This window comes from Vibrio sp. E14 (genome assembly GCF_020515785.1).
GTDB classification, from domain to species: Bacteria; Pseudomonadota; Gammaproteobacteria; order Enterobacterales; family Vibrionaceae; genus Vibrio; species Vibrio diabolicus.
Genome location: NZ_JAHPJI010000004.1, coordinates 146,089 through 165,040, shown reverse-complemented (window position 1 = coordinate 165,040; position 18,952 = coordinate 146,089). Strand labels below are relative to the sequence as shown.

Annotated in this window: 21 protein-coding genes; 6 read left to right on the top strand and 15 right to left on the bottom strand. The window is 45.4% G+C overall.

The annotated features are described in order from the left end of the window. The first annotated feature begins 20 nt into the window (after window positions 1–20). On the top strand, window positions 21–788 hold the full coding sequence (locus LIX84_RS12905; protein WP_005395793.1) for a glycosyltransferase family 2 protein: 768 nt from the start codon (window positions 21–23) through the stop codon (window positions 786–788). Then, entirely contained in the window at window positions 785–1,573 is a 789-nt protein-coding gene (locus tag LIX84_RS12900; RefSeq protein ID WP_226421461.1) for a glycosyltransferase family 2 protein, read from the top strand. Before LIX84_RS12905 ends, LIX84_RS12900 begins: the two co-directional genes overlap by 4 nt. A gap of 30 nt (window positions 1,574–1,603) precedes the next feature. Here the strand turns inward: LIX84_RS12900 and LIX84_RS12895 are convergent, their stop codons facing one another. From LIX84_RS12895 to LIX84_RS12860, 8 genes are all read right to left on the bottom strand, one after another. After that, window positions 1,604–2,539 (bottom strand): glycosyl transferase family 90, encoded by a 936-nt coding sequence (locus LIX84_RS12895; RefSeq protein ID WP_226421460.1) that lies wholly within the window; start codon window positions 2,537–2,539, stop codon window positions 1,604–1,606. Continuing rightward, entirely contained in the window at window positions 2,526–3,008 is a 483-nt protein-coding gene (gene coaD / locus LIX84_RS12890; RefSeq protein WP_226421459.1) for a pantetheine-phosphate adenylyltransferase, read from the bottom strand. Before coaD ends, LIX84_RS12895 begins: the two co-directional genes overlap by 14 nt. 86 nt (window positions 3,009–3,094) lie before the next feature. Next, window positions 3,095–3,904 (bottom strand): bifunctional DNA-formamidopyrimidine glycosylase/DNA-(apurinic or apyrimidinic site) lyase, encoded by an 810-nt coding sequence (gene mutM, locus LIX84_RS12885; protein WP_226421458.1) that lies wholly within the window; start codon window positions 3,902–3,904, stop codon window positions 3,095–3,097. A 102-nt stretch (window positions 3,905–4,006) separates the two neighbouring features. After that, entirely contained in the window at window positions 4,007–4,483 is a 477-nt protein-coding gene (locus LIX84_RS12880) for a hypothetical protein (RefSeq protein ID WP_226421457.1), read from the bottom strand. A gap of 275 nt (window positions 4,484–4,758) precedes the next feature. After that, complete coding sequence (gene rpmG, locus LIX84_RS12875) at window positions 4,759–4,929, bottom strand: 50S ribosomal protein L33 (RefSeq protein ID WP_004410866.1); 171 nt, start codon at window positions 4,927–4,929, stop codon at window positions 4,759–4,761. A 13-nt stretch (window positions 4,930–4,942) separates the two neighbouring features. Then, window positions 4,943–5,179: a 50S ribosomal protein L28 gene (gene rpmB / locus LIX84_RS12870; RefSeq protein WP_005384783.1), complete on the bottom strand. Its 237-nt coding sequence runs from the start codon at window positions 5,177–5,179 to the stop codon at window positions 4,943–4,945. Between the two features lie 302 nt (window positions 5,180–5,481). Further along, a complete protein-coding gene (gene radC / locus LIX84_RS12865) occupies window positions 5,482–6,156 on the bottom strand; it encodes a RadC family protein (RefSeq protein WP_047009421.1) in 675 nt (224 codons plus the stop codon). Window positions 6,157–6,270: 114 nt separating this feature from the next. Beyond that, the gene (locus tag LIX84_RS12860; protein ID WP_226421595.1) at window positions 6,271–7,944 is read right to left on the bottom strand and encodes a methyl-accepting chemotaxis protein; all 1,674 of its coding nucleotides are present in this window, start codon (window positions 7,942–7,944) and stop codon (window positions 6,271–6,273) included. A gap of 193 nt (window positions 7,945–8,137) precedes the next feature. Here LIX84_RS12860 and coaBC point away from each other — a divergent pair, with 193 nt between their 5' ends. From coaBC to LIX84_RS12845, 3 genes are all read left to right on the top strand, one after another. Next, a complete protein-coding gene (gene coaBC, locus LIX84_RS12855) occupies window positions 8,138–9,337 on the top strand; it encodes a bifunctional phosphopantothenoylcysteine decarboxylase/phosphopantothenate--cysteine ligase CoaBC (RefSeq protein ID WP_226421456.1) in 1,200 nt (399 codons plus the stop codon). A 171-nt stretch (window positions 9,338–9,508) separates the two neighbouring features. Then, complete coding sequence (gene slmA, locus LIX84_RS12850; protein WP_005395778.1) at window positions 9,509–10,099, top strand: nucleoid occlusion factor SlmA; 591 nt, start codon at window positions 9,509–9,511, stop codon at window positions 10,097–10,099. 6 nt (window positions 10,100–10,105) lie between these two features. Next, a complete protein-coding gene (locus LIX84_RS12845; RefSeq protein ID WP_226421455.1) occupies window positions 10,106–11,056 on the top strand; it encodes a Kdo(2)-lipid IV(A) acyltransferase in 951 nt (316 codons plus the stop codon). A gap of 84 nt (window positions 11,057–11,140) precedes the next feature. On the opposite strand, the gene pyrE is transcribed toward LIX84_RS12845, so the two are convergent. Together pyrE and rph are read right to left on the bottom strand one after the other, a co-directional pair. Then, window positions 11,141–11,782, bottom strand: coding sequence for an orotate phosphoribosyltransferase (gene pyrE / locus LIX84_RS12840; RefSeq protein WP_017634993.1), 642 nt, complete (start codon window positions 11,780–11,782; stop codon window positions 11,141–11,143). Window positions 11,783–11,886: 104 nt separating this feature from the next. Further along, window positions 11,887–12,603: a ribonuclease PH gene (gene rph / locus LIX84_RS12835; protein ID WP_104971148.1), complete on the bottom strand. Its 717-nt coding sequence runs from the start codon at window positions 12,601–12,603 to the stop codon at window positions 11,887–11,889. Between the two features lie 184 nt (window positions 12,604–12,787). Between rph and LIX84_RS12830 the strand changes: the two genes are divergently transcribed. Then, window positions 12,788–13,654, top strand: a complete 867-nt coding sequence (locus LIX84_RS12830) for a YicC/YloC family endoribonuclease (RefSeq protein WP_005384776.1) — start codon at window positions 12,788–12,790, stop codon at window positions 13,652–13,654. Between the two features lie 55 nt (window positions 13,655–13,709). Here the strand turns inward: LIX84_RS12830 and LIX84_RS12825 are convergent, their stop codons facing one another. The 5 genes from LIX84_RS12825 to LIX84_RS12805 all read right to left on the bottom strand — a co-directional run bounded on the left by LIX84_RS12825 (window position 13,710) and on the right by LIX84_RS12805 (window position 18,952). Beyond that, entirely contained in the window at window positions 13,710–14,135 is a 426-nt protein-coding gene (locus tag LIX84_RS12825; protein WP_025768316.1) for a phosphate-starvation-inducible protein PsiE, read from the bottom strand. Between the two features lie 166 nt (window positions 14,136–14,301). Beyond that, the gene (locus LIX84_RS12820; protein ID WP_005394930.1) at window positions 14,302–15,141 is read right to left on the bottom strand and encodes an ABC transporter ATP-binding protein; all 840 of its coding nucleotides are present in this window, start codon (window positions 15,139–15,141) and stop codon (window positions 14,302–14,304) included. Between the two features lie 35 nt (window positions 15,142–15,176). Next, the gene (locus LIX84_RS12815; RefSeq protein ID WP_005394932.1) at window positions 15,177–16,034 is read right to left on the bottom strand and encodes an ABC transporter ATP-binding protein; all 858 of its coding nucleotides are present in this window, start codon (window positions 16,032–16,034) and stop codon (window positions 15,177–15,179) included. A gap of 9 nt (window positions 16,035–16,043) precedes the next feature. Then, window positions 16,044–17,870 carry an extracellular solute-binding protein gene (locus tag LIX84_RS12810; protein WP_005394933.1) on the bottom strand — a complete coding sequence of 609 codons (1,827 nt, stop codon included), beginning with the start codon at window positions 17,868–17,870 and terminating at the stop codon, window positions 16,044–16,046. A 38-nt stretch (window positions 17,871–17,908) separates the two neighbouring features. Further along, window positions 17,909–18,952: an ABC transporter permease gene (locus LIX84_RS12805; RefSeq protein WP_226421454.1), complete on the bottom strand. Its 1,044-nt coding sequence runs from the start codon at window positions 18,950–18,952 to the stop codon at window positions 17,909–17,911.

The following is an 18,952-nucleotide window of genomic DNA, read 5'->3' as shown; positions in this document are numbered from 1 at the left end:
TTGTTAAGAAGGAAATAACCTTGTCCAAACCAACCTTAGCCGTTGCCTTAATTGTAAAAAATGAAGAGAAGCACTTACAAGCTTGTCTAGACACAGTAAAAGATTGGGTCGATGAGATTGTCCTTCTAGACTCGGGCAGCACCGATCGCACCGAAGAAATCGCCCGACAATACACGGATAAGTTTTACACCAACCTAGATTGGCCAGGTTTCGGTAAACAACGCCAACTTGCGCAGCAATACGTTACGGCAGACTACGTTTTATGGCTTGATGCAGACGAACAAGTCACTCCAGAGCTAAAAGAAAGTATCTTACACGCGGTATCAGCCAATAAGCCGAACGTTTTATACAAGCTTAACCGACTAAGCTCAGCGTTTGGTAAGTTCATCTACCATTCTGGTTGGTCTCCAGACTGGATTGTGCGCTTATATCGCACCGAATATACACAATATAATGATTCGCTCGTTCATGAAAAAGTTGATGAGAAAAACTATCAAACTGAAAAACTGGATGGTCGACTGCATCACTACACTTACGAGCACCTTCATCATTACATCAATAAGACCACTGGTTACCTTAAGGCCTGGACAGATGAACGGGAAGGTAAAAAGAAAGCGGGGTTAACGACCGCTATCGTTCACGCTCTTGCGAGCTTTTTGAAGATGTATGTTCTCAAACGAGGTTTCCTTGATGGCAAACATGGCTTCATTCTAGCTTGGCTAAGCATGCACTCTACTTTTGTAAAATATATCGATCTCTACTTACGTGAACAGGCAAAAAAATCATGAAAACGACTTTAATTATCACCACTTACAACTGGAAAGAAGCATTAAAAGCGGTGTTAGAAAGCGTGAAACGTCAAACCGTTTTGCCTGATGAAGTCATCGTTGCAGATGACGGTTCTCGAGACGATACCAAAGCAATGATCGACCAACTGCGTGAAGGCTTTTCCGTACCACTTATTCATAGCTGGCACGAAGATAATGGCTTTCAACTTTCAATGAGCCGCAACCGTGCAATCGCCAAAGCATCAGGTGACTACCTCATCATGATTGATGGCGACATGGTGCTGTCTCAAACGTTTATTGAATCACATAAGCAAGTCGCAAAGCCAAATTGGTTCGTTCAGGGTGGACGTGTGTTAACGGATGAAAACTGCAGCAAGGCCATCATGGAAAACGGCTTAGTACCTTCTATCTTCAGCAAAGGCATTCGCAATCGTAAAAACTGCATCACCAACGCTTTGCTATCGAAATGGTTCTCTTACGAGCGCAATAACGATAAAGCCACTCGCGGTTGCAACATGGCGTTTTGGCGACAAGATGTCATCGAGGTGAATGGCTTCAACCAAGATTTTGTTGGATGGGGACGCGAAGACAGCGAGTTTGTTCATCGCATGTTGAATGCGGGTAAGTCACGTCTTTACCTAAAATTCGCAGGTGTAGGCTACCACTTGTACCACGTAGAAAACTCTCGTGCGTCACTCGGACAAAATGACGAGATTTTAGAGAACACCATTAAAAACAAGCTTAAACGCTGTGAGAATGGTGTTGATCAATTTATAGAAGCTTAAGATTATAAAAAGGGGCGTTTCGCCCCTTTTTTATTGTTGCTGAGATAAAGCGAAGTACTTATCGGCAACCATCAATGAGATCAAACGCTCTTTACGTTTATCTTTGAACTGCTCAACCCACTGGTGCGCATTTTCAATGATCGCTAATGCTTCTTGCTCATTCGCTAGATAATAGTCCATCTTTTCGGGCAAATCCGAATAGTCATCCTTCACTTCAACATAGTGGACACCAGCCTCTAACTTACCTTCCATAAACCAAGTCTCATATTTTGGCTTTGACATAATAACCAAGGAGTTAGACGACATAGCCCACTTAAGGTTGGTGGCCACATCATTGCCTTCTATACACAACAAGAACTTGTATTGAAGTTGCTCCTCAATGCTCATAAAACCTTTTTCCCAAGGCTGCCCTTCTACCGGGCGGGTCTGGCCAATGTTGCATTGCGGATGGTTGTAGAACGCATGAATCACCTTTTGACGATGAGGCTGAAAACCCACCCCACGCCAAGCGACCATGTCCTTTTTATCTTGATAGCGAACACAATCATCAACAAATTTAAAATGACGAACTTGGTTGAGTTTCAATACCACTGAATTTTGGTTGCTACCAAAAATAGGGCGGCTTTTTATAAAGCTCGGCACATTGGGAATGTGTGTAACATCACCGTTGATGTAGTTAAACGCAAAACTGGAAGGGAAATAGCGTACAACTTGGCGAAGATCGAAAAAATACGTCCAACCTTTCGTTTTTTTGAATGTATCGACAGTCGCGTAACTTTGTTCTCGGCTATCGACTGAAAACGGCGTTTCACACTTGTTGTAATAGTTCACCCGCTCAAGGCAGAGTTGCTTCTCGGCTTCAGTTAAATTCGAAAGTAAACGCTTTGCTTGTGCTCGATATACGAAACGAGGGATAAGTATCGAGAGAGCGTTTGAGAAATAATAAGGGAACTTACTGTCTTTCATTCAGTTTTTCCCCAATCGCGATGGCTACTGGCTTGGGAACGAACTGATCGATACTTCCGCCATGAATGGCCACTTCTCTCACGATAGTCGACGATAGAAACGCAAACTCTTCTTCAGGTGTCAAAAATACACTTTCGATACCTGGTAATAGCTTTCGGTACATGTTGGTCAGTCCAAACTCGTATTCAAAGTCTACCGTTGTTCGCAAACCACGAATAAGAACCTTAGCTTGCTCATCTCTCGCGAAATCCACTAATAACCCAGAGAACCCCTTTACCGTCACCCCGGGTAAATCCGCTACAACGTCCTGCATCAGTGCAACGCGCTCTTCCAATGAAAACATGGTGTTCTTCGATGGGCTTGCGGCTACGCCAATCACAACCTCATCAAACATTTCGTGAGTACGCTCTATTAGATTGAGGTGACCATTAGTCACTGGATCAAAAGTGCCCGGATAAATGACTTTCATATAATTTACTAAGTTATTCGAAACTGATTGAATTATTGAGGCTCGAGCGCAAGATTACAACAACTTAAGCTCGATATTAGCTCGTCTTACTTCTGACACTCACCACAAAAGAAGGTATTACGCTGCCCTATTTTTAGCTCTTGAAGTCGTTCGCCGCATTCTGGGCATGGCTCTCCGGGTTTTCCGTAAACTAATAACTCTTGTGCGAAGTAACCCGGCTTTCCATCGGCTTGCGCAAAGTCTTTCAGCGTAGTCCCACCTTGCGTAATGGCAATCTCAAGTGTCATTTTGATATTTTCAACAAGTAACCCCCACTCTTGAGAAGTTAGCTTACCTGCAGGCCTTGAAGGGTGAATTCGAGATTTAAACAACGACTCATTCGCGTAGATGTTCCCGACACCAACCACGACTTTGTTGTCCATGATGAACTGCTTGACGGCGACACGCTTATTTTTAGCTTTCTCCGCTACATATTCCGCATTGAACTCTTCAGTTAAAGGCTCAGGCCCCATGTTTGCTAGTACAGCATGTGACTCGCCAGGAGCACACCACAGCCATGCCCCAAAACGACGCGGATCGTTATAACGCAGTATTTTTCCACTGCTTAGTTTGAGATCCACATGATCGTGCTTTGCTGGCGGAAAGTCGGCATCTAGAACACGTAAAGACCCAGACATGCCCAAGTGAACAATGGCTGTACCTGTATTTGTCTCGATCAGTAAGTATTTCGCACGACGGCTAATCGCACGGATCACCTGCCCTTCCAATTTTTTAAGCTCTATAGGAATATCCCAGCGCAATTTAGGCGTTCGAAAAGTAAACGACTGGATCGTTTGTCCAACCATGTGGGGGCTAATCCCCATACGACTGACTTCTACTTCTGGCAACTCAGGCATTAGATTCTCCAATTCACCGGCTAATAGTTCTCGCTGCTAGCATAATCGAAAAGAAAAACGATAAATAGAGAAGCTTATTAGGGGTATAGACGCAAAAAGGCTTTACTCTGGCATAAGGTAGTTTTCATCGACGGAGATAGCGATCCATTTGTCTTGCCAGGTTTTAAATAGCCAGAACTCAGGTAAACGAAAGAAAGTCACCCGCTGCGGCTCTTCGAGATCTTGATACCAGACTTCTACCGTTTCAGGTGCCGTCAGGTTAGGTTTTAAATGATCGAACTGTTCCGAGGTAAGCTCGGTACCTTCCAATGACTGCCAGCGTGATACAAGTTCACTGATCGGTGCATCGACTTTGATGTTAGATTGCCATCGTCCATCATGCAGTTCGAACTCCCAGCCACTATAGTACAAAGACTCAACCGTATAGTCGGAGTGAAGTACATTTGGGTAAGGGTCTGCTTGGTCTGTTAATAGGTAAGTTTTGATCCACATCGGCGCATTTAAGATCACTATAAACGCGATAATGCCCAGAATAAGAATATTGTTCCATCGGCGGCGACGAGCCGGACTCACACGCATAACCATCTCTACTCTCTTATAGTTATGAGTAAACTACCAAAGAGTATTGAGCTTGACTAGAACAATGGTGTGCAAGTATATAGAGAAGCGGTGACCAAGCGGTAGAGAGCGATAAATTAAAAATTCTAGTATAGAGTCGGACCAATAAAATGACTTTAGCAGTACTTTATAATCCGATGACGTACTAAATACTTTTCTTCAGCACTTTTCTTTAAGTAATAAAAAACCCAACTCGAAAGTTGGGTTTTTCAATTCATCAAAGAGACTGAAACCAATTATTTGATTTTTGCTTCTTTGTACATAACGTGCTGGCGAACTACTGGATCAAACTTTTTGATCTCAAATTTGCCTGGCATGTTACGCTTGTTCTTATCAGTTGTGTAGAAGTGGCCTGTACCTGCAGAAGATACTAGACGGATTTTCTCACGAACGCCTTTCTTTGCCATTGCTTATTTCCTCTTAAACGTTTTCGCCACGTGCACGCATGTCTGCAAGAACAGTATCAATACCTTTCTTGTCGATGATGCGCATACCTTTAGCAGATAGACGTAGTTTAACAAAACGTTTTTCGCTCTCTACCCAGAAACGATGAGTTTGTAGGTTCGGCAGAAAACGACGCTTAGTAGCATTTCGTGCGTGTGAACGGTTGTTACCCGTTACTGGACGCTTACCAGTTACTTGGCATACTCGTGACATGAATGTCTTCTCCAAAATCGTTTCAGCTCGATATCAACCTTGGTGGCCGAACCTCTCTATCTCTCGAAAAGAAGTTAGAGGTTAAGAACCGCTATGGAAAATCCATACAAGGCTATCAAAGGTCGCGCATTATACTAACTTGATATGCATTGCTCAAGACCCGAACAGATCCTTTTTACAGGTTTTCGTGATCTTTTTTTAGACAGCAGATTTTTTTAGCAGTCCAAGCTGAATTCAGTTAAAAATTTAGTGGCGTGGATGATAGCAGATTTTTAGCAACTAACAACCTAAAAAACGCACAGTTATATCCAGCCTCTTTCAGCAAAAGAGACACTTTCCCCATCTCCGATGACGAAATGGTCCAAAATACGAATATCCACCAATGCTAATGCGTCGGTGAGACGCCTTGTAATCCTTCTGTCAGCTTGGCTCGGCTCAGCAACACCTGAAGGATGATTGTGCGCCAAAATCAAAGCCGCCGCGTTATGATGCAGAGCACGCTTGACGACTTCTCTCGGATACACCGACGCGGCATCCAACGTTCCTTCAAATAAAATTTCATCTTTTATCACTCGGTGCTGGTTATCGAGAAAAAGAATATAAAAAGCCTCTCTTTGCCGATCCCTTAAAATAGAAGAAAGATATAACTTAGTTTGGTCGGGGCTGGTTAAGGCGTCACCACGCTTTAGCGTTTCCGCTAGATAGCGCTGCGTCATTTCTAGTACCGCTTGCAACTGAACATACTTGGCTTGTCCCAACCCTTTATGACGACAAAACTCTTGCTCTGATGCTGAAAATAGTTGTCTTAGCGAACCAAAGTCTTGAATAAGGAAGTCTGCAAGTTCAATTACGTTCATTCCGTGGGTGCCCGTGCGCAAGAAAATAGCCAGTAGCTCAGCATCGGTTAATGCTTGCGGTCCTCGTTGCAGCAGCTTCTCCCTGGGCATGGACTCAGTTGGCATAGCTTTCAGTATCATCTGATGTCTCTTTATATGGAAAGTGCCCCTATTCCACAAAACAAAAAGCGAAAGTCGAGTGTGACTTTCGCTTTCTTCGTACCATCAGTGCTTTCAATGCAACTTAACAGTTCATCAGAGTTTAAAGTTGCCAACCAAGCCGTGAATTTCTGTTCCAGACTGTGATAGCTGCGTGCTGATTGACTCGGCATGCTGCAACGTCTCATTAATGTTGTTCACGATCTGTTGAATAGCCACTAAGTTTTGGTTGATGTCTTCTGCAACTGCACTTTGCTCTTCGGCGGCAGACGCGGTTTGAATACCCATATCTCGAATCGTACCGATAGAATGATGAACACCAGAAAGAGATTGCTGAATGAGCGCCGATTCTTCCGCTGTTTTTACACCTCGTTTTTGGCTCACCGACATTGTACTGACCGCTCTTGATACACCATTTTGCAGCTGCTTAAGCATGTCACCAATTTCGTGAGTACTATTTTGCGTACGACTGGCTAACGAGCGCACTTCATCCGCAACGACGGCAAAACCTCGGCCTTGCTCACCCGCTCTAGCCGCTTCAATCGCCGCATTTAGGGCCAACAAATTCGTTTGCTCGGCTATCTCGCCAATCACATCCAGCACTTTGGTTATTTTTTCGGTCTGTAAACTCAAATCAGAAATTGCATCTGACGTGCTGTCTATCTCCGTCACGAGTTCGGTAATGCCTTCTATTGCTTGCTCGACCTCATGCTGAGCGGCAGTGACTTGACTATTGGCATCCTCAATTGCCTGCGCGGTCGCATTGGTATTGCTGGCTACTTCTTTGGCTGTCATGCTCATTTGCGTCACTGCCGTCACGACTTTGTCCGTCTCTAAACAGTGATCCTGCATTTGACCGCTCGCTTGGCTGGTCTGAGTGTTCAGGCTTTGAGAAACGGTCTGTACTGTCGTCGCAGAGCGATGAATGTCCTGCATCAGTGGGTGCAGCTTATCCATAAACTCATTAAACGCGGCCGCCACTTCACCGACTTCATCCTGACTTTCGACTTTTAAACGAGCCGTCAAGTCACCGCCGCCTGCGGCTACATCTTTCAATGAAGCCGCGACATGTTGTAATGGCTGAATGCCTTTCGACACCACGATACTGGTGAGAATACTGGTGATGATCAATCCAATAACGGAAATCAACACGGCAGATAACGTATGCTCTCTTAGCTCTTGAGTCTTTAACTCTCTTTGCATCGCAACTTGCTGGTCGATGTCATCAATATAAACACCTGTACCTAAAACCCAGTCCCATTTCGATAGATATTCTGCATAACCCAACTTAGGCGCTTGTGCGTCAATGGTCGGTTTGTGCCACGAGAAATAGAGGAACCCATCCCCTTTTTGAGAAGCATCAATCAAGCCCGCAATAACTGCGACCCCATTTTCATCTTTTAAGTCGTAAAGGTTTTTACCCTCTAAAGAAGGTTTGATGGCATGTAACGTATTCACACCTTGAGAGTCGTAGGCAAAAAAGTAACCATCGCTTTCAAAGCGCATGGCTTTCAGAATTTCTTTTGCTGCCTCTTTATTACTTCCATTTACATCCGTGTCGTATAACGGTTTTATCGCCGTCACACCCATCATCATGTAGGCTTGTAACTCTTTCTTTTTCGTTTCGATGAGCTCTTGCCTGTCTCTTGCCAGCTCCGCTTCCAAACTTTTACTGCTGTTGATGTAATACACCACTGAGATCAACGTGGTGATCAACAACAACGGAATTAGGGTTATCAGCAGCAATTTGTTTCGACTTTTCAACACCATGGTTTCCACTACCTCTTTTTCTTTTCAGACTTGCAAACTCCGCGCAACTTGTCTGTGAGGTAGGCGCGAATTTTCCCTTCCTCGGTCAGATTAATACTCTGGAGTTTGATGTGAATTATCTTCTCGTTATATATGCTCGGGCGGTCAGACTTTGAATTGTGTTAAAATCCGGTCATCAAATTGGAGATCTCACATGCAAACACTAGCAGGAAAGAAAATTCTACTCGGCATCAGTGGCGGTATTGCCGCGTATAAATGTGCGGAGCTAACCCGTCGCCTCATAGAGAGAGGAGCGCAAGTTCAAGTGGTAATGACGAAAGCAGCAAAAGAGTTCATTACCCCTTTAACCATGCAAGCCGTTTCGGGCCGTCCTGTCTCAGACAGTTTATTAGACCCAGCAGCGGAAGCCTCTATGGGCCATATTGAATTGGCCAAATGGGCAGATTTAGTACTACTAGCGCCAGCGACCGCGGACTTAATCGCGCGCATGTCTGCAGGTATGGGGAACGATTTGCTTACCACGCTTGTGCTCGCGACGGATTCCCCTGTTGCTGTATCTCCTGCGATGAATCAACAGATGTATCGCAATCTCGCAACCCAAGAGAACATCGCTACGTTAGCGCGTCGCGGTATGCACATCTGGGGTCCTGCGGCAGGAGAGCAAGCCTGTGGTGATGTGGGACCAGGTCGAATGCTGGAACCAATGCAGCTAGTGCATCTATGTGAACAGTTCTTTCAACCAAAATTGCTAGAAGGTAAGTCGATACTCATCACCGCTGGCCCAACTCGCGAAGCGATTGACCCAGTGCGTTACATTACGAATCATAGCTCCGGGAAAATGGGCTATGCATTGGCGAGCGCCGCAGCGCAGATGGGAGCAAAAGTCACCCTCGTGAGCGGTCCTGTTAGTTTAAATACGCCCGTAGGTGTTGAGCGCATTAATGTTTCCAGTGCACAAGAGATGCACGAAGCCGTTATGACACACGCAAACAAGCATGATGCGTTTATTAGCTGCGCTGCTGTTGCCGACTACCGCCCACAAACGATCGCGTCTCAAAAGTTGAAAAAGACGGAAGACAATGACGAAATGGTCATTAATATGGTCAAAAATCCTGATATTGTTGCTTCTGTAGCTGCAATGACGGAAAAGCGTCCGTTTACCGTCGGCTTTGCGGCTGAAACCAATGATGTAGAGACCTATGCTCGAGGCAAGTTAACCAAGAAAAACCTCGATATGATCTGTGCGAATGACGTTTCGGTTGCAGGGCAAGGATTTAACAGCAACGACAACGCGATTACCCTGTACTGGCCTGAGGGTGAACTTGCGCTCGCTTTAGAATCAAAAGAAGCATTGAGCTTTAGAATTCTCGAAAAAATGCATCACTTGATGTAACTAACGTTTGAAAACCCTGCCAACTTTTCACAAAAGCTGGCATAAATTTGGTACAAACATGACAACTAAGGGTGTTAAATCTCCCATTCCACCCTTAGTGGTCTAGTTTGAGGCGAAATAGCGTCTTATAATCCCCTCCGCTCAACTTTGTATTTTGAAAGGAAGTAACTAATGGCCGGCAGTAAAAAATCCAACCGTCGTGAAGAGATCTTACAAGCATTAGCAGAAATGCTTGAATCAACAGAAGGCGCTTCACGCATTACTACGGCAAAACTGGCCAAGCAAGTCGGCGTTTCAGAAGCCGCGCTATATCGTCATTTCCCAAGTAAAGCGCGCATGTTCGAAGGGTTGATTGAGTTCATTGAAGAAGCCTTGATGACACGTATCAACCGTATTCTAGACGACGAAAAAGATACTCTAGAGCGTATTCGTATGGTGATGCACCTGATTTTGGCATTCTCTGAACGTAACCCTGGTCTGACACGCATTTTGTCGGGCCATGCTCTAATGTTTGAAAATGAACGCCTACGTGAACGCATCAATCAACTCTTTGAGCGCATAGAAACACAATTGCGCCAGATCCTGCGTGAACGTAAGATTCGTGAAGGGAAGTCTTTCCCTGTCGAAGAGCGCATCCTAGCCGCGCAAATTCTGGGACAAGTTGAGGGGAGCCTAAACCGCTTTGTGCGTAGCGACTTTAAATACCAGCCGACTGCAAACTTTGACGAGTACTGGGCGCTTTTGAGTGCACAAATAAAGTAAAAGACTATGAGTAAAGACAAATACACGCAGCCCGAGTTTTCTCTTTCACTTCTTCACCCTCGTAACTGGAGCGTATGGCTTGGGTTTGGTCTGTTGGCCATCCTCGTCAATATTCTTCCTTATCGGCTGCTGCTTTCATTAGGTCGTTCACTCGGTAAACTTGGCATGCGCTACGGTAAAAAGCGTGTCCACGTTGCTCAACGTAACTTAGAATTGGCCTTTCCAGACAAAACACCTGAAGAGATTCAACATATTGTTGAAGAGAACTTCAAAAATACTGGTATGGCACTCATAGAAACCGGGATCACTTGGTTCTGGCCGACTTGGCGCTTTAAAAACCTCATCGTCGAGAAAGATCTCGGCGCACTGCGTGAAAAAGCCAAAGAAGGTAAAGGGGTCCTACTTTGTTGTGTCCATGCTCTTAATCTAGAGATCACTGCGCGTGCTTTCGCCGTGTTAGGCGTGGCCGGGTACGGCGCGTTTCGTCCGCATAATAATCCTGCTTATAACTTTATCCAGTATTGGGGACGGACACATAACGGCAATAAACTGATTGATCGTAAAGATGTGAAAAAGATGATTCGTGTATTACGCAGTGGTGAGCGTCTGTTCTATTTACCGGATCACGATTACGGTCGCAAAAAATCAGTATTTGTGCCCTTCTTTGCCGTAGACGATGCATGTACGACAACAGGCACGAGCATTCTGGCGTATACCTCAAAATGTGCGATCATCCCAGGCTCAGGGTTTCGCAATGACGAAGGGAAATACGACATCATCGCCGATAAGTGCATTGAAGCAGACTATCCACAAAAAGACGAAGTCGCCGCCGCCGCTTATATGAACAAGTATGTGGAAGAGGTCATTCTACGCGCTCCAGAGCAATGGATGTGGCTCCATAAACGCTATAAAACCATGCAAGATGAGCATGTCGAGAAAGGCATTCGCTATAAGTAAGTGATTAAGGCGATGAATCCAAAAACAAAAAAGGGCAGATGAATATCCATCTGCCCTTTTTACTTTTTCAGAAAAAGTAACCAATTAAATGCCGTATTCTGCGCGGTACGCTTTGACTGCTTCTAGATGCTCTTTGTCTGTGCCTTTCTCTTCAAGGAAAGTCACAAGGTCAGTCAGGCTAACGATTGAGATGATTGCACAACCAAAGTCACGCTCCACTTCTTGAATCGCAGACAACTCACCTTTGCCTTTTTCTTGGCGGTCAATCGCAACCAACACACCAGCAAGGTCTGCGCCATTTGCTTTAATAATTTCCATCGATTCACGGATTGCCGTACCCGCCGTAATCACGTCGTCCACCAGCATGATGCGACCTTCTAACGCAGAACCAACAAGGTTGCCACCTTCGCCATGATCTTTTGCTTCTTTACGGTTGAAACAGTAAGGCGTGTCGATATCGTGGTGATCCGCCAGCGCGACTGCTGTTGTCGTTGCAATAGGAATACCTTTGTACGCAGGGCCAAACAGTACATCGAATTCAATGCCAGAATCAGCGAGCGCGGCTGCGTAAAAACGGCCTAGACGTGCGAGATCACGACCAGTATTGAAAAGACCAGCGTTAAAGAAGTACGGGCTTTTACGGCCAGATTTCAAAGTAAACTCACCAAACTTAAGAACTTCTTTCTCAAGTGCAAACTCAATAAACTCACGCTGGTATGCTTTCATTATTTTCTCTCTATGTCCTTGGTTTCTTGTGTCTCTTCTCGACAGTCATTCATTTCTCTATTGTCGAGATAAAAAAATAGCCCCCATAATGGGAGCTATCTAAATCAATTGGCTAACGCCGCCTTCTGCGCTGCGACAATTTCCGTAATGCCGATTTTCGCCGACTCGAGCAATGCCATCAGCTGTTCGTGACTGAACGGTTCACCTTCTGCGGTGCCCTGAATTTCAATCATCTTGCCTTCTTCGGTCATTACCACGTTCATGTCTGTGTCTGCCGCTGAATCTTCAACGTATTCAAGATCACACAATACTTCATCGCCTAGCAAACCAACTGAAACTGCCGCTACGTGGCCTTTCATTGGATTCGCTTTTAGCTTACCGCTATCCACTAGGTGTTGGAACGCATCGGCCATTGCAACACTTGCGCCGCTGATGGATGCAGTACGCGTACCACCGTCAGCTTGGATAACGTCACAGTCAACGGTGATCATGAACTCACCCATGGCTTTTAGATCGACAACGGCACGTAGGCTTCGCGCGATAAGACGCTGAATTTCCATCGTACGGCCACCTTGTTTGCCGCTTGCCGCTTCACGACGAGTACGAGAATGTGTTGCTCGAGGTAGCATGCCGTATTCAGCTGTAACCCAGCCTTTACCTTGACCTTTTAGCCAACGTGGCACAGATTCTTCGACGGTCGCATTACACAACACTTTGGTGTTACCGAACTCAACTAGCACTGACCCTTCAGCGTAAGCTGTGTAGTTACGAGTAATTTTGATAGGGCGAACTTGATCCGCCTTGCGATCGTTTGGACGCATGGGCATCTACCTTAAATATGAGGAGAAGACGATTTGGTTGGGCGAAGATTATAACGGAATCGATTCCGGATTCATAGGTTACGCCGCTGGCACAACATAAACAATCCATACATCCCGCGCACCTATCGACGCAGCGTGATACACTCTTGAAGTAATTTTCAAAAAATGAAGACAGGAAAATTCGATGATTTACAGTATGACAGCGTATGCACGCAAAGAAGTAAAAGGCGACTGGGGTTCTGCGGTATGGGAAATCCGCAGCGTGAACCAGCGTTATTTAGAAACATACTTCCGCATGCCAGAACAATTTCGTGGATTAGAGCCCGTTTTACGCGAGCGTTTTCGTAAGCGCTTAGCGCGAGGCAAAGTGGAATGTAATCTGCGTTTTGAAGCAAACCCTGCCGCAAAAGGTGAGCTTAGCATCAACGAAGCGCTTGCTAGCCAAGTAATTAAGGCCGCTGAACAAGTCATGCACATGACTGGTGAACTGAGCCGAATCAATCCATTTCAAGTCATGCAATGGCCGGGGGTAATGGAAACGCCAGAGCAAGACATGGATGCGGTAAATAAAGTGCTACTAGAAGCGTTTGATGGCGCAATGGATGAATTTATTGAAGCGCGCGCTCGTGAAGGCGAGAACATGAAGGCGCTGATTGAGCAACGCCTAGAAGCGATCACATCAGAAGTTGTGAAAGTGCGCGCACGCATGCCAGAAATACTAGAGTGGCAACGTGAGCGTCTGTTCTCTAAATTTGAAGATGCGAAAGTAGAGCTAGACCCATCTCGCGTTGAGCAAGAGCTTATCCTTCTGGCACAGAAATCAGACGTAGCAGAAGAGCTAGACCGTCTTGATTCTCACGTAAAAGAAACCACGAACATTCTGAAAAAAGGTGGCGCAGTGGGTCGTCGTCTAGATTTCATGATGCAAGAGTTCAACCGTGAATCGAACACGCTAGCGTCGAAATCCATCAGCACCGACATCACCGCATCGGGCGTTGAACTGAAAGTTCTAATTGAACAGATGCGTGAGCAGATCCAAAACATTGAATGATCTAAAAGTCATCGAGTATTGAAACAAAAAAGCCCCGCTAATACGGGGCTTTCTTTTATTCGTCTTTTTCCAAGGTACTGTTATCAACGTAGGGCCAATAATGGTGCCCAATTCTGATCAGCAAAGTAGCCGCAGCCAAAATAAACGCAGCCAGAGATAACCACACAACCAAAACTGCATCCAGCTCTTTCATTCCGAGTGTGATATAGCGGGCGATTGCCATCATCGCGATATAGATAGGATAGCGTACCGGAATTTTACCGTTCATCACGAACTGCTGCACCATGGCGAGCACTTCCAGATAGATAAACATCAAAAGAATATCCGTGAGTAAGACACGTTTCTCGACAAATACGTGTACAAACTCTTGCATCATGGCGTACAACGTCGCCAAGGTAATAGAGACTAGTAATACCGCCTCCAAAATATGGAAGATTTTCAGGAACGGTCGACTAAAGGATTTCGGTAAATTCGACGGCATGGTCCATTATCCAGACAAATAAGATTGGCCTTGAGTTTAGCATGCAACGATCTTCAATCAATCATAATACTCAAGCGCCAATCGACACCAAGACCTAACATAGGCCTATAAAAACGCTCCGCTTATTTGGCGGAGCGTTTTTGTGTTATAGGACCTGTGGCATCACTTACGCCACTTGCTGCTTTTTTTCAGCCAGGCGCTTTTTCTTCCGATATTTAGGGTGGGTGATCGGAATCGCAGATAGGAGTTTCTTAGTGTACTCATTTTGCGGGTTTGCATAAATTTCTTTCGCGCTGCCCGCTTCTACCACTTTACCAAAATACATCACGGCAACTTTGTCAGAAACGTGTTTCACCACAGAGAGATCGTGAGAGATAAAGATGATCGCCAAGTTCATCTCTTGTTGCAGTTGTAGTAATAGGTTCAAGATTTGTGCCTGTACCGACACATCTAGCGCAGATACCGATTCGTCACAAATCAGTAATTTAGGCTTCAATGCAATCGCACGAGCAATACCGATACGCTGACGTTGGCCGCCTGAAAACTCATGTGGATAGCGGTTGACTGCCGTTTCTGGTAAGCCCACTTTGATTAAAAGCTCTTTTACCCACTGTTTGCGCTCGGCTGGCGTACCGATTTTATGAATAACAAACGGTTCTTCTAGAATCATACCGATGGTATGACGCTGATTGAGTGATTCCATTGGGTCTTGAAAGACGATTTGCATGTCTTTACGCAGCGATCGCATCTCTTTGACAGACAGTTTAGTGATGTCTTTACCTTCAAAGAAAATCTTACCTTCCGTTGGCTCGTATAACTTTAAGATCGTGCGCCCAAGGGTGCTTTTACCACAACCTGACTCACCAACTAGTCCCAATGTTTCACCTTCAGAAACAGACAGTGAAACCCCGTCTACCGCTTTGATGGTGTAGCCTTTCTTGAACAGCCCTTTACCAGAAACAAAGTGCTGCTTAAGATTTTCAATTCTTAATACTTCTTTTGCCATAACATCCTCTTTTATGACTCGTTCACTTTGCCCAGTTAACTGGCAAACATACTGGCATCAATAGGCTTGATATCGATCATCTGCTTCGGCTCATTATCTAAGCTCGGCATCAACCCCATCAAACGCTCTGTGTATGGGTGCTGTGGGTTATCAAACAGCTCAAAAATTTCTGCTTTTTCGACAATACGTCCACCATACATCACGGCAACATCATCACACACTTCTGCCACAACCCCGAGGTCGTGAGTAATGAAGATCATCGCCATGCCTGTTTCTTCCTGAAGCTCATTCATCAGTTCAAGGATAGACGCCTGAACCGTAACATCCAACGCCGTAGTCGGTTCATCACAAATCAGAATGTCCGGCTTACAGGCCAACGCCATCGCGATCATGACACGCTGGCGCATACCGCCAGATAGGTTATGGGGATACTCATTCAATCGCTTCTCTGGCATTGGGATTTTGACTTTTGCCAGCATCTCAATCGAGAAAGCCTCCCGCTCCTTTTTGTCGAGCTCTGGTCGATGGAGTTCAAGCACTTCACATATTTGACGACCAATAGTGTGTACTGGATTGAGCGCCGTCATCGGATCTTGGAAAATGATCGAAATGCGATCGCCACGCATGGCGTACATCTCTTCCGCAGGCAAATCAACTAGGTTGGTGCCGCGATAATTCACTTCACCTTTGATGATGTTGCCATATGGCTTAGGTAAAAGCCCCATAATCGACATTGAGGTTACGCTCTTACCACTGCCTGACTCTCCCACCAGACCGAGTGTACGTCCAGCTCTCACATCAAAGTTCACACCATGCAGCACCTTCACTGGTCCATCATCGGTGGTGAATTCAACTTCGAGATCTTTAACACTTAGGATTACATCGTTTTCCATAACCAATCCTTACAGCTTATAAGTGTCATCTACGACGACGACAGGTTCAAAAGCTTTGCCTGATTTCATCGCTTGTTTGGTTTCTTTCTTGATATCGCTATCAATCCAGTAAGTGCCATCCCCTATGATGCCACCACTGAACAACGCCTCTGTCATGCGATTCATTGGCTTATCAGGAAACTTTAGCCAGCGCCAGTGACCGTAGCGGACATAAGGAATCATGTAGCCTGTTACGATAACGTGCGCATCAATGATGTCACGCTGAATCTCATGACCTAGCTGGATCTTTTTATCCATATCCATGCTAAAACGATACTCGATGATCTTTTCATCCAGCTCTGGCGTGCTGTAGTTTGTGAAAGAGTTAGTTTGCGGCTTGTTCGCATTGACTGAATGGAAGTACTCCCAATACGTTGGGATCTCGGACGTACCCATATCTAAGAAAGCCAAATCGTGCTTTTTCTCACGGACGTATTTGAACATGGATGAGCCATCAACCAACTTGAGCTCAATATCCAACCCTGCTAGCTTGGCTTGCTCACGCAAAAAAGCAATACGAGGAGTATGAACAGGTGTTCCGTAGGTCAGCTCGAAGCTTAAACGCTCACCTTTATCATTGACACGAATACCATCGGAACCAATTTTGTTAAAGCCTGCGGCTTCGAATGCCTCGGCCGCTTTTGCGGGGTCAAATTTCGGTGCTTTCGCGTCTGGTAGGGTGTATTTACCATGGCCATAACCCGTCGGGTTTGGCTTACGGGAGTAGTCACCACGCATGATGTTCTCAATCATGCCATCAAAATCAATTGCGTAGGTAATGCCCTTGCGAACGTTTAAATCATCCAGTAAAGGCATCGCGGTGTTCATCCATACGCCGCCCGCACCGACTGGAAATTGGTTGTAACCCCAGAACTTTTGAATGTAGCCTTTTTGGTACGGTTCTGTGTTCGATTTATCGTGCCATAGACTTGGCAGAACCAGACCAAATGCATCCAACTTACCCTTTTCAAAATGCTTCATCGCAATATCGCTATCGCGGATCACCGTGATGCGAATCTTGTCGACATTGTAGCGATTTTGGTAGTACTTATTGCTGTAACCCCACCAATCTTCACCAACATGTTTGAAAGTCACACTTCTACCTTTTTTGATATCATCTAGGTAGTACGCACTGGTCGTTGGTTCACTTTTAAAGTTGTAGTAACGGACAAAATTATCGTGAATACCATCACCATTTTCGTCCTTTGAAGGATTGGCATAAAAGTGTGCGGGACGCGGGCGTAAAGCCCCCATTCTTAGCAACAATTCTTCCGGATTGAACTCTTTCGCGGCCTTAACAGCAAACGTATGAGCGTCGTACTTAATAACGTCCGCAATGGTTTTGTTGTAATAATCGTTGTACCAAGGCTCTAGGATATCCTTAGAACGATAAAACTTAAGCATGAATACAAAATCGTCGGCAGTCACAGGCTTGCCGTCCGACCATTTAGCTTCTGGGTTGAGTTTGAAATAGACGGTTTTATTGTCGCCAGCTAACGCCCACTCATTAGCAAGTTCAGGGATGAACTCTAAAGTATCTGGGTGGCGAACCACCAATCCAGGGGTCTCATCCAAGATAAAGGAACGCAACCCCGCATTAGCGTCTGGGCCAACACTACGTAACGTCTGTGGAAAACTTGACATGAAGGTGCGATAGGTCCCTCCACGTTTCGCTTCAGGCGAACCATATTGGGGTTCATCCCAGTTTGTTTGCCAGTTTAAGTCAGTCGGAAGCGTTGCTGACATTGCACCAAAACTCAGGGCGCTCAGCGTGGACGCTAAAAATAATTTCTTCATAAAACTTCCCTTTTTTATGTTTTGCTCACAATGCTCACTTAAACATAGCGTGTGAATTTTTTCGGGTCGAAGGCCGCTCGAATGGCTTCACCAATAAAGGTCACCATTACCAACACGAGTACAATTGACGTCACCACTGAGGCAACAATCCATGGCGAGTCTAAGTTAGATTTACCTTGTTGTAGCAGCTCACCCCAACTTGGCGTTGGTGGCATAAGACCTAAACCTAGATAATCCAAAGCGGTCAGCGCAGTGATGTTTGCTGCAATAGTGAACGGAGCCAATGTCACAATCATTACCATCGTATTCGGTAGGATGTGATTAAACAAAATACGTCCCGTCGATGCCCCCAGAGCACGTGCCGCCATTACGTATTCTCGTGCCGCTTCTTTATAGGTCATGGTTCGCATGTACCATGTCATCCCCATCCAAGTGAAAAGCACGTTAATAGCGACAAAGAGAGCGAACGTCGGCTGAACGATTGAGACAAGAATCATAATGACGTACAAAAACGGCACCATTGACCAGATTTCGATAAGTCTCTGCACAAACAAGTCAAATTTACCGCCCCAAAAGCCCATAGCACAACCGACAGCGGTGCCGATCGCGTAGGAAATTGCCATGGTGAGCAAAGCAAATCCCATTGCCGTTCTGAATCCGTAGACAAGTCGCGCCAAAATATCGCGACCTATCACATCTGTACCTAAATAATGCTTGTTTTCGGCACTAGGTGCTGTTGGCGGGAAATCACCACTAAAATCTTGTTCATATGGGTTCCATGGCACAAGCGGCAACATAACAAAGTTGTCGCGCCCTTCAGCCTCAAACGCTTTTTGCAGCACGCGATAATCCGCTTCGCTGGATGACTCTTGGCCGAATTCACTGCCTAAACGGACATCACTGACAACAGGAAAATAGTAGCTACCATCGTACTTGACGACTAGCGCTTTACTATTAATCAGAAGTTCAGCAAAGAGCGACAGGATCAACATGATTGAGAGAATGACAAACGACCAATAGCCTCGTTTGATCTCTTTAAAGTGGCGAATTTTCTTTTGAGTTAATGGACTAACTTTAATCAT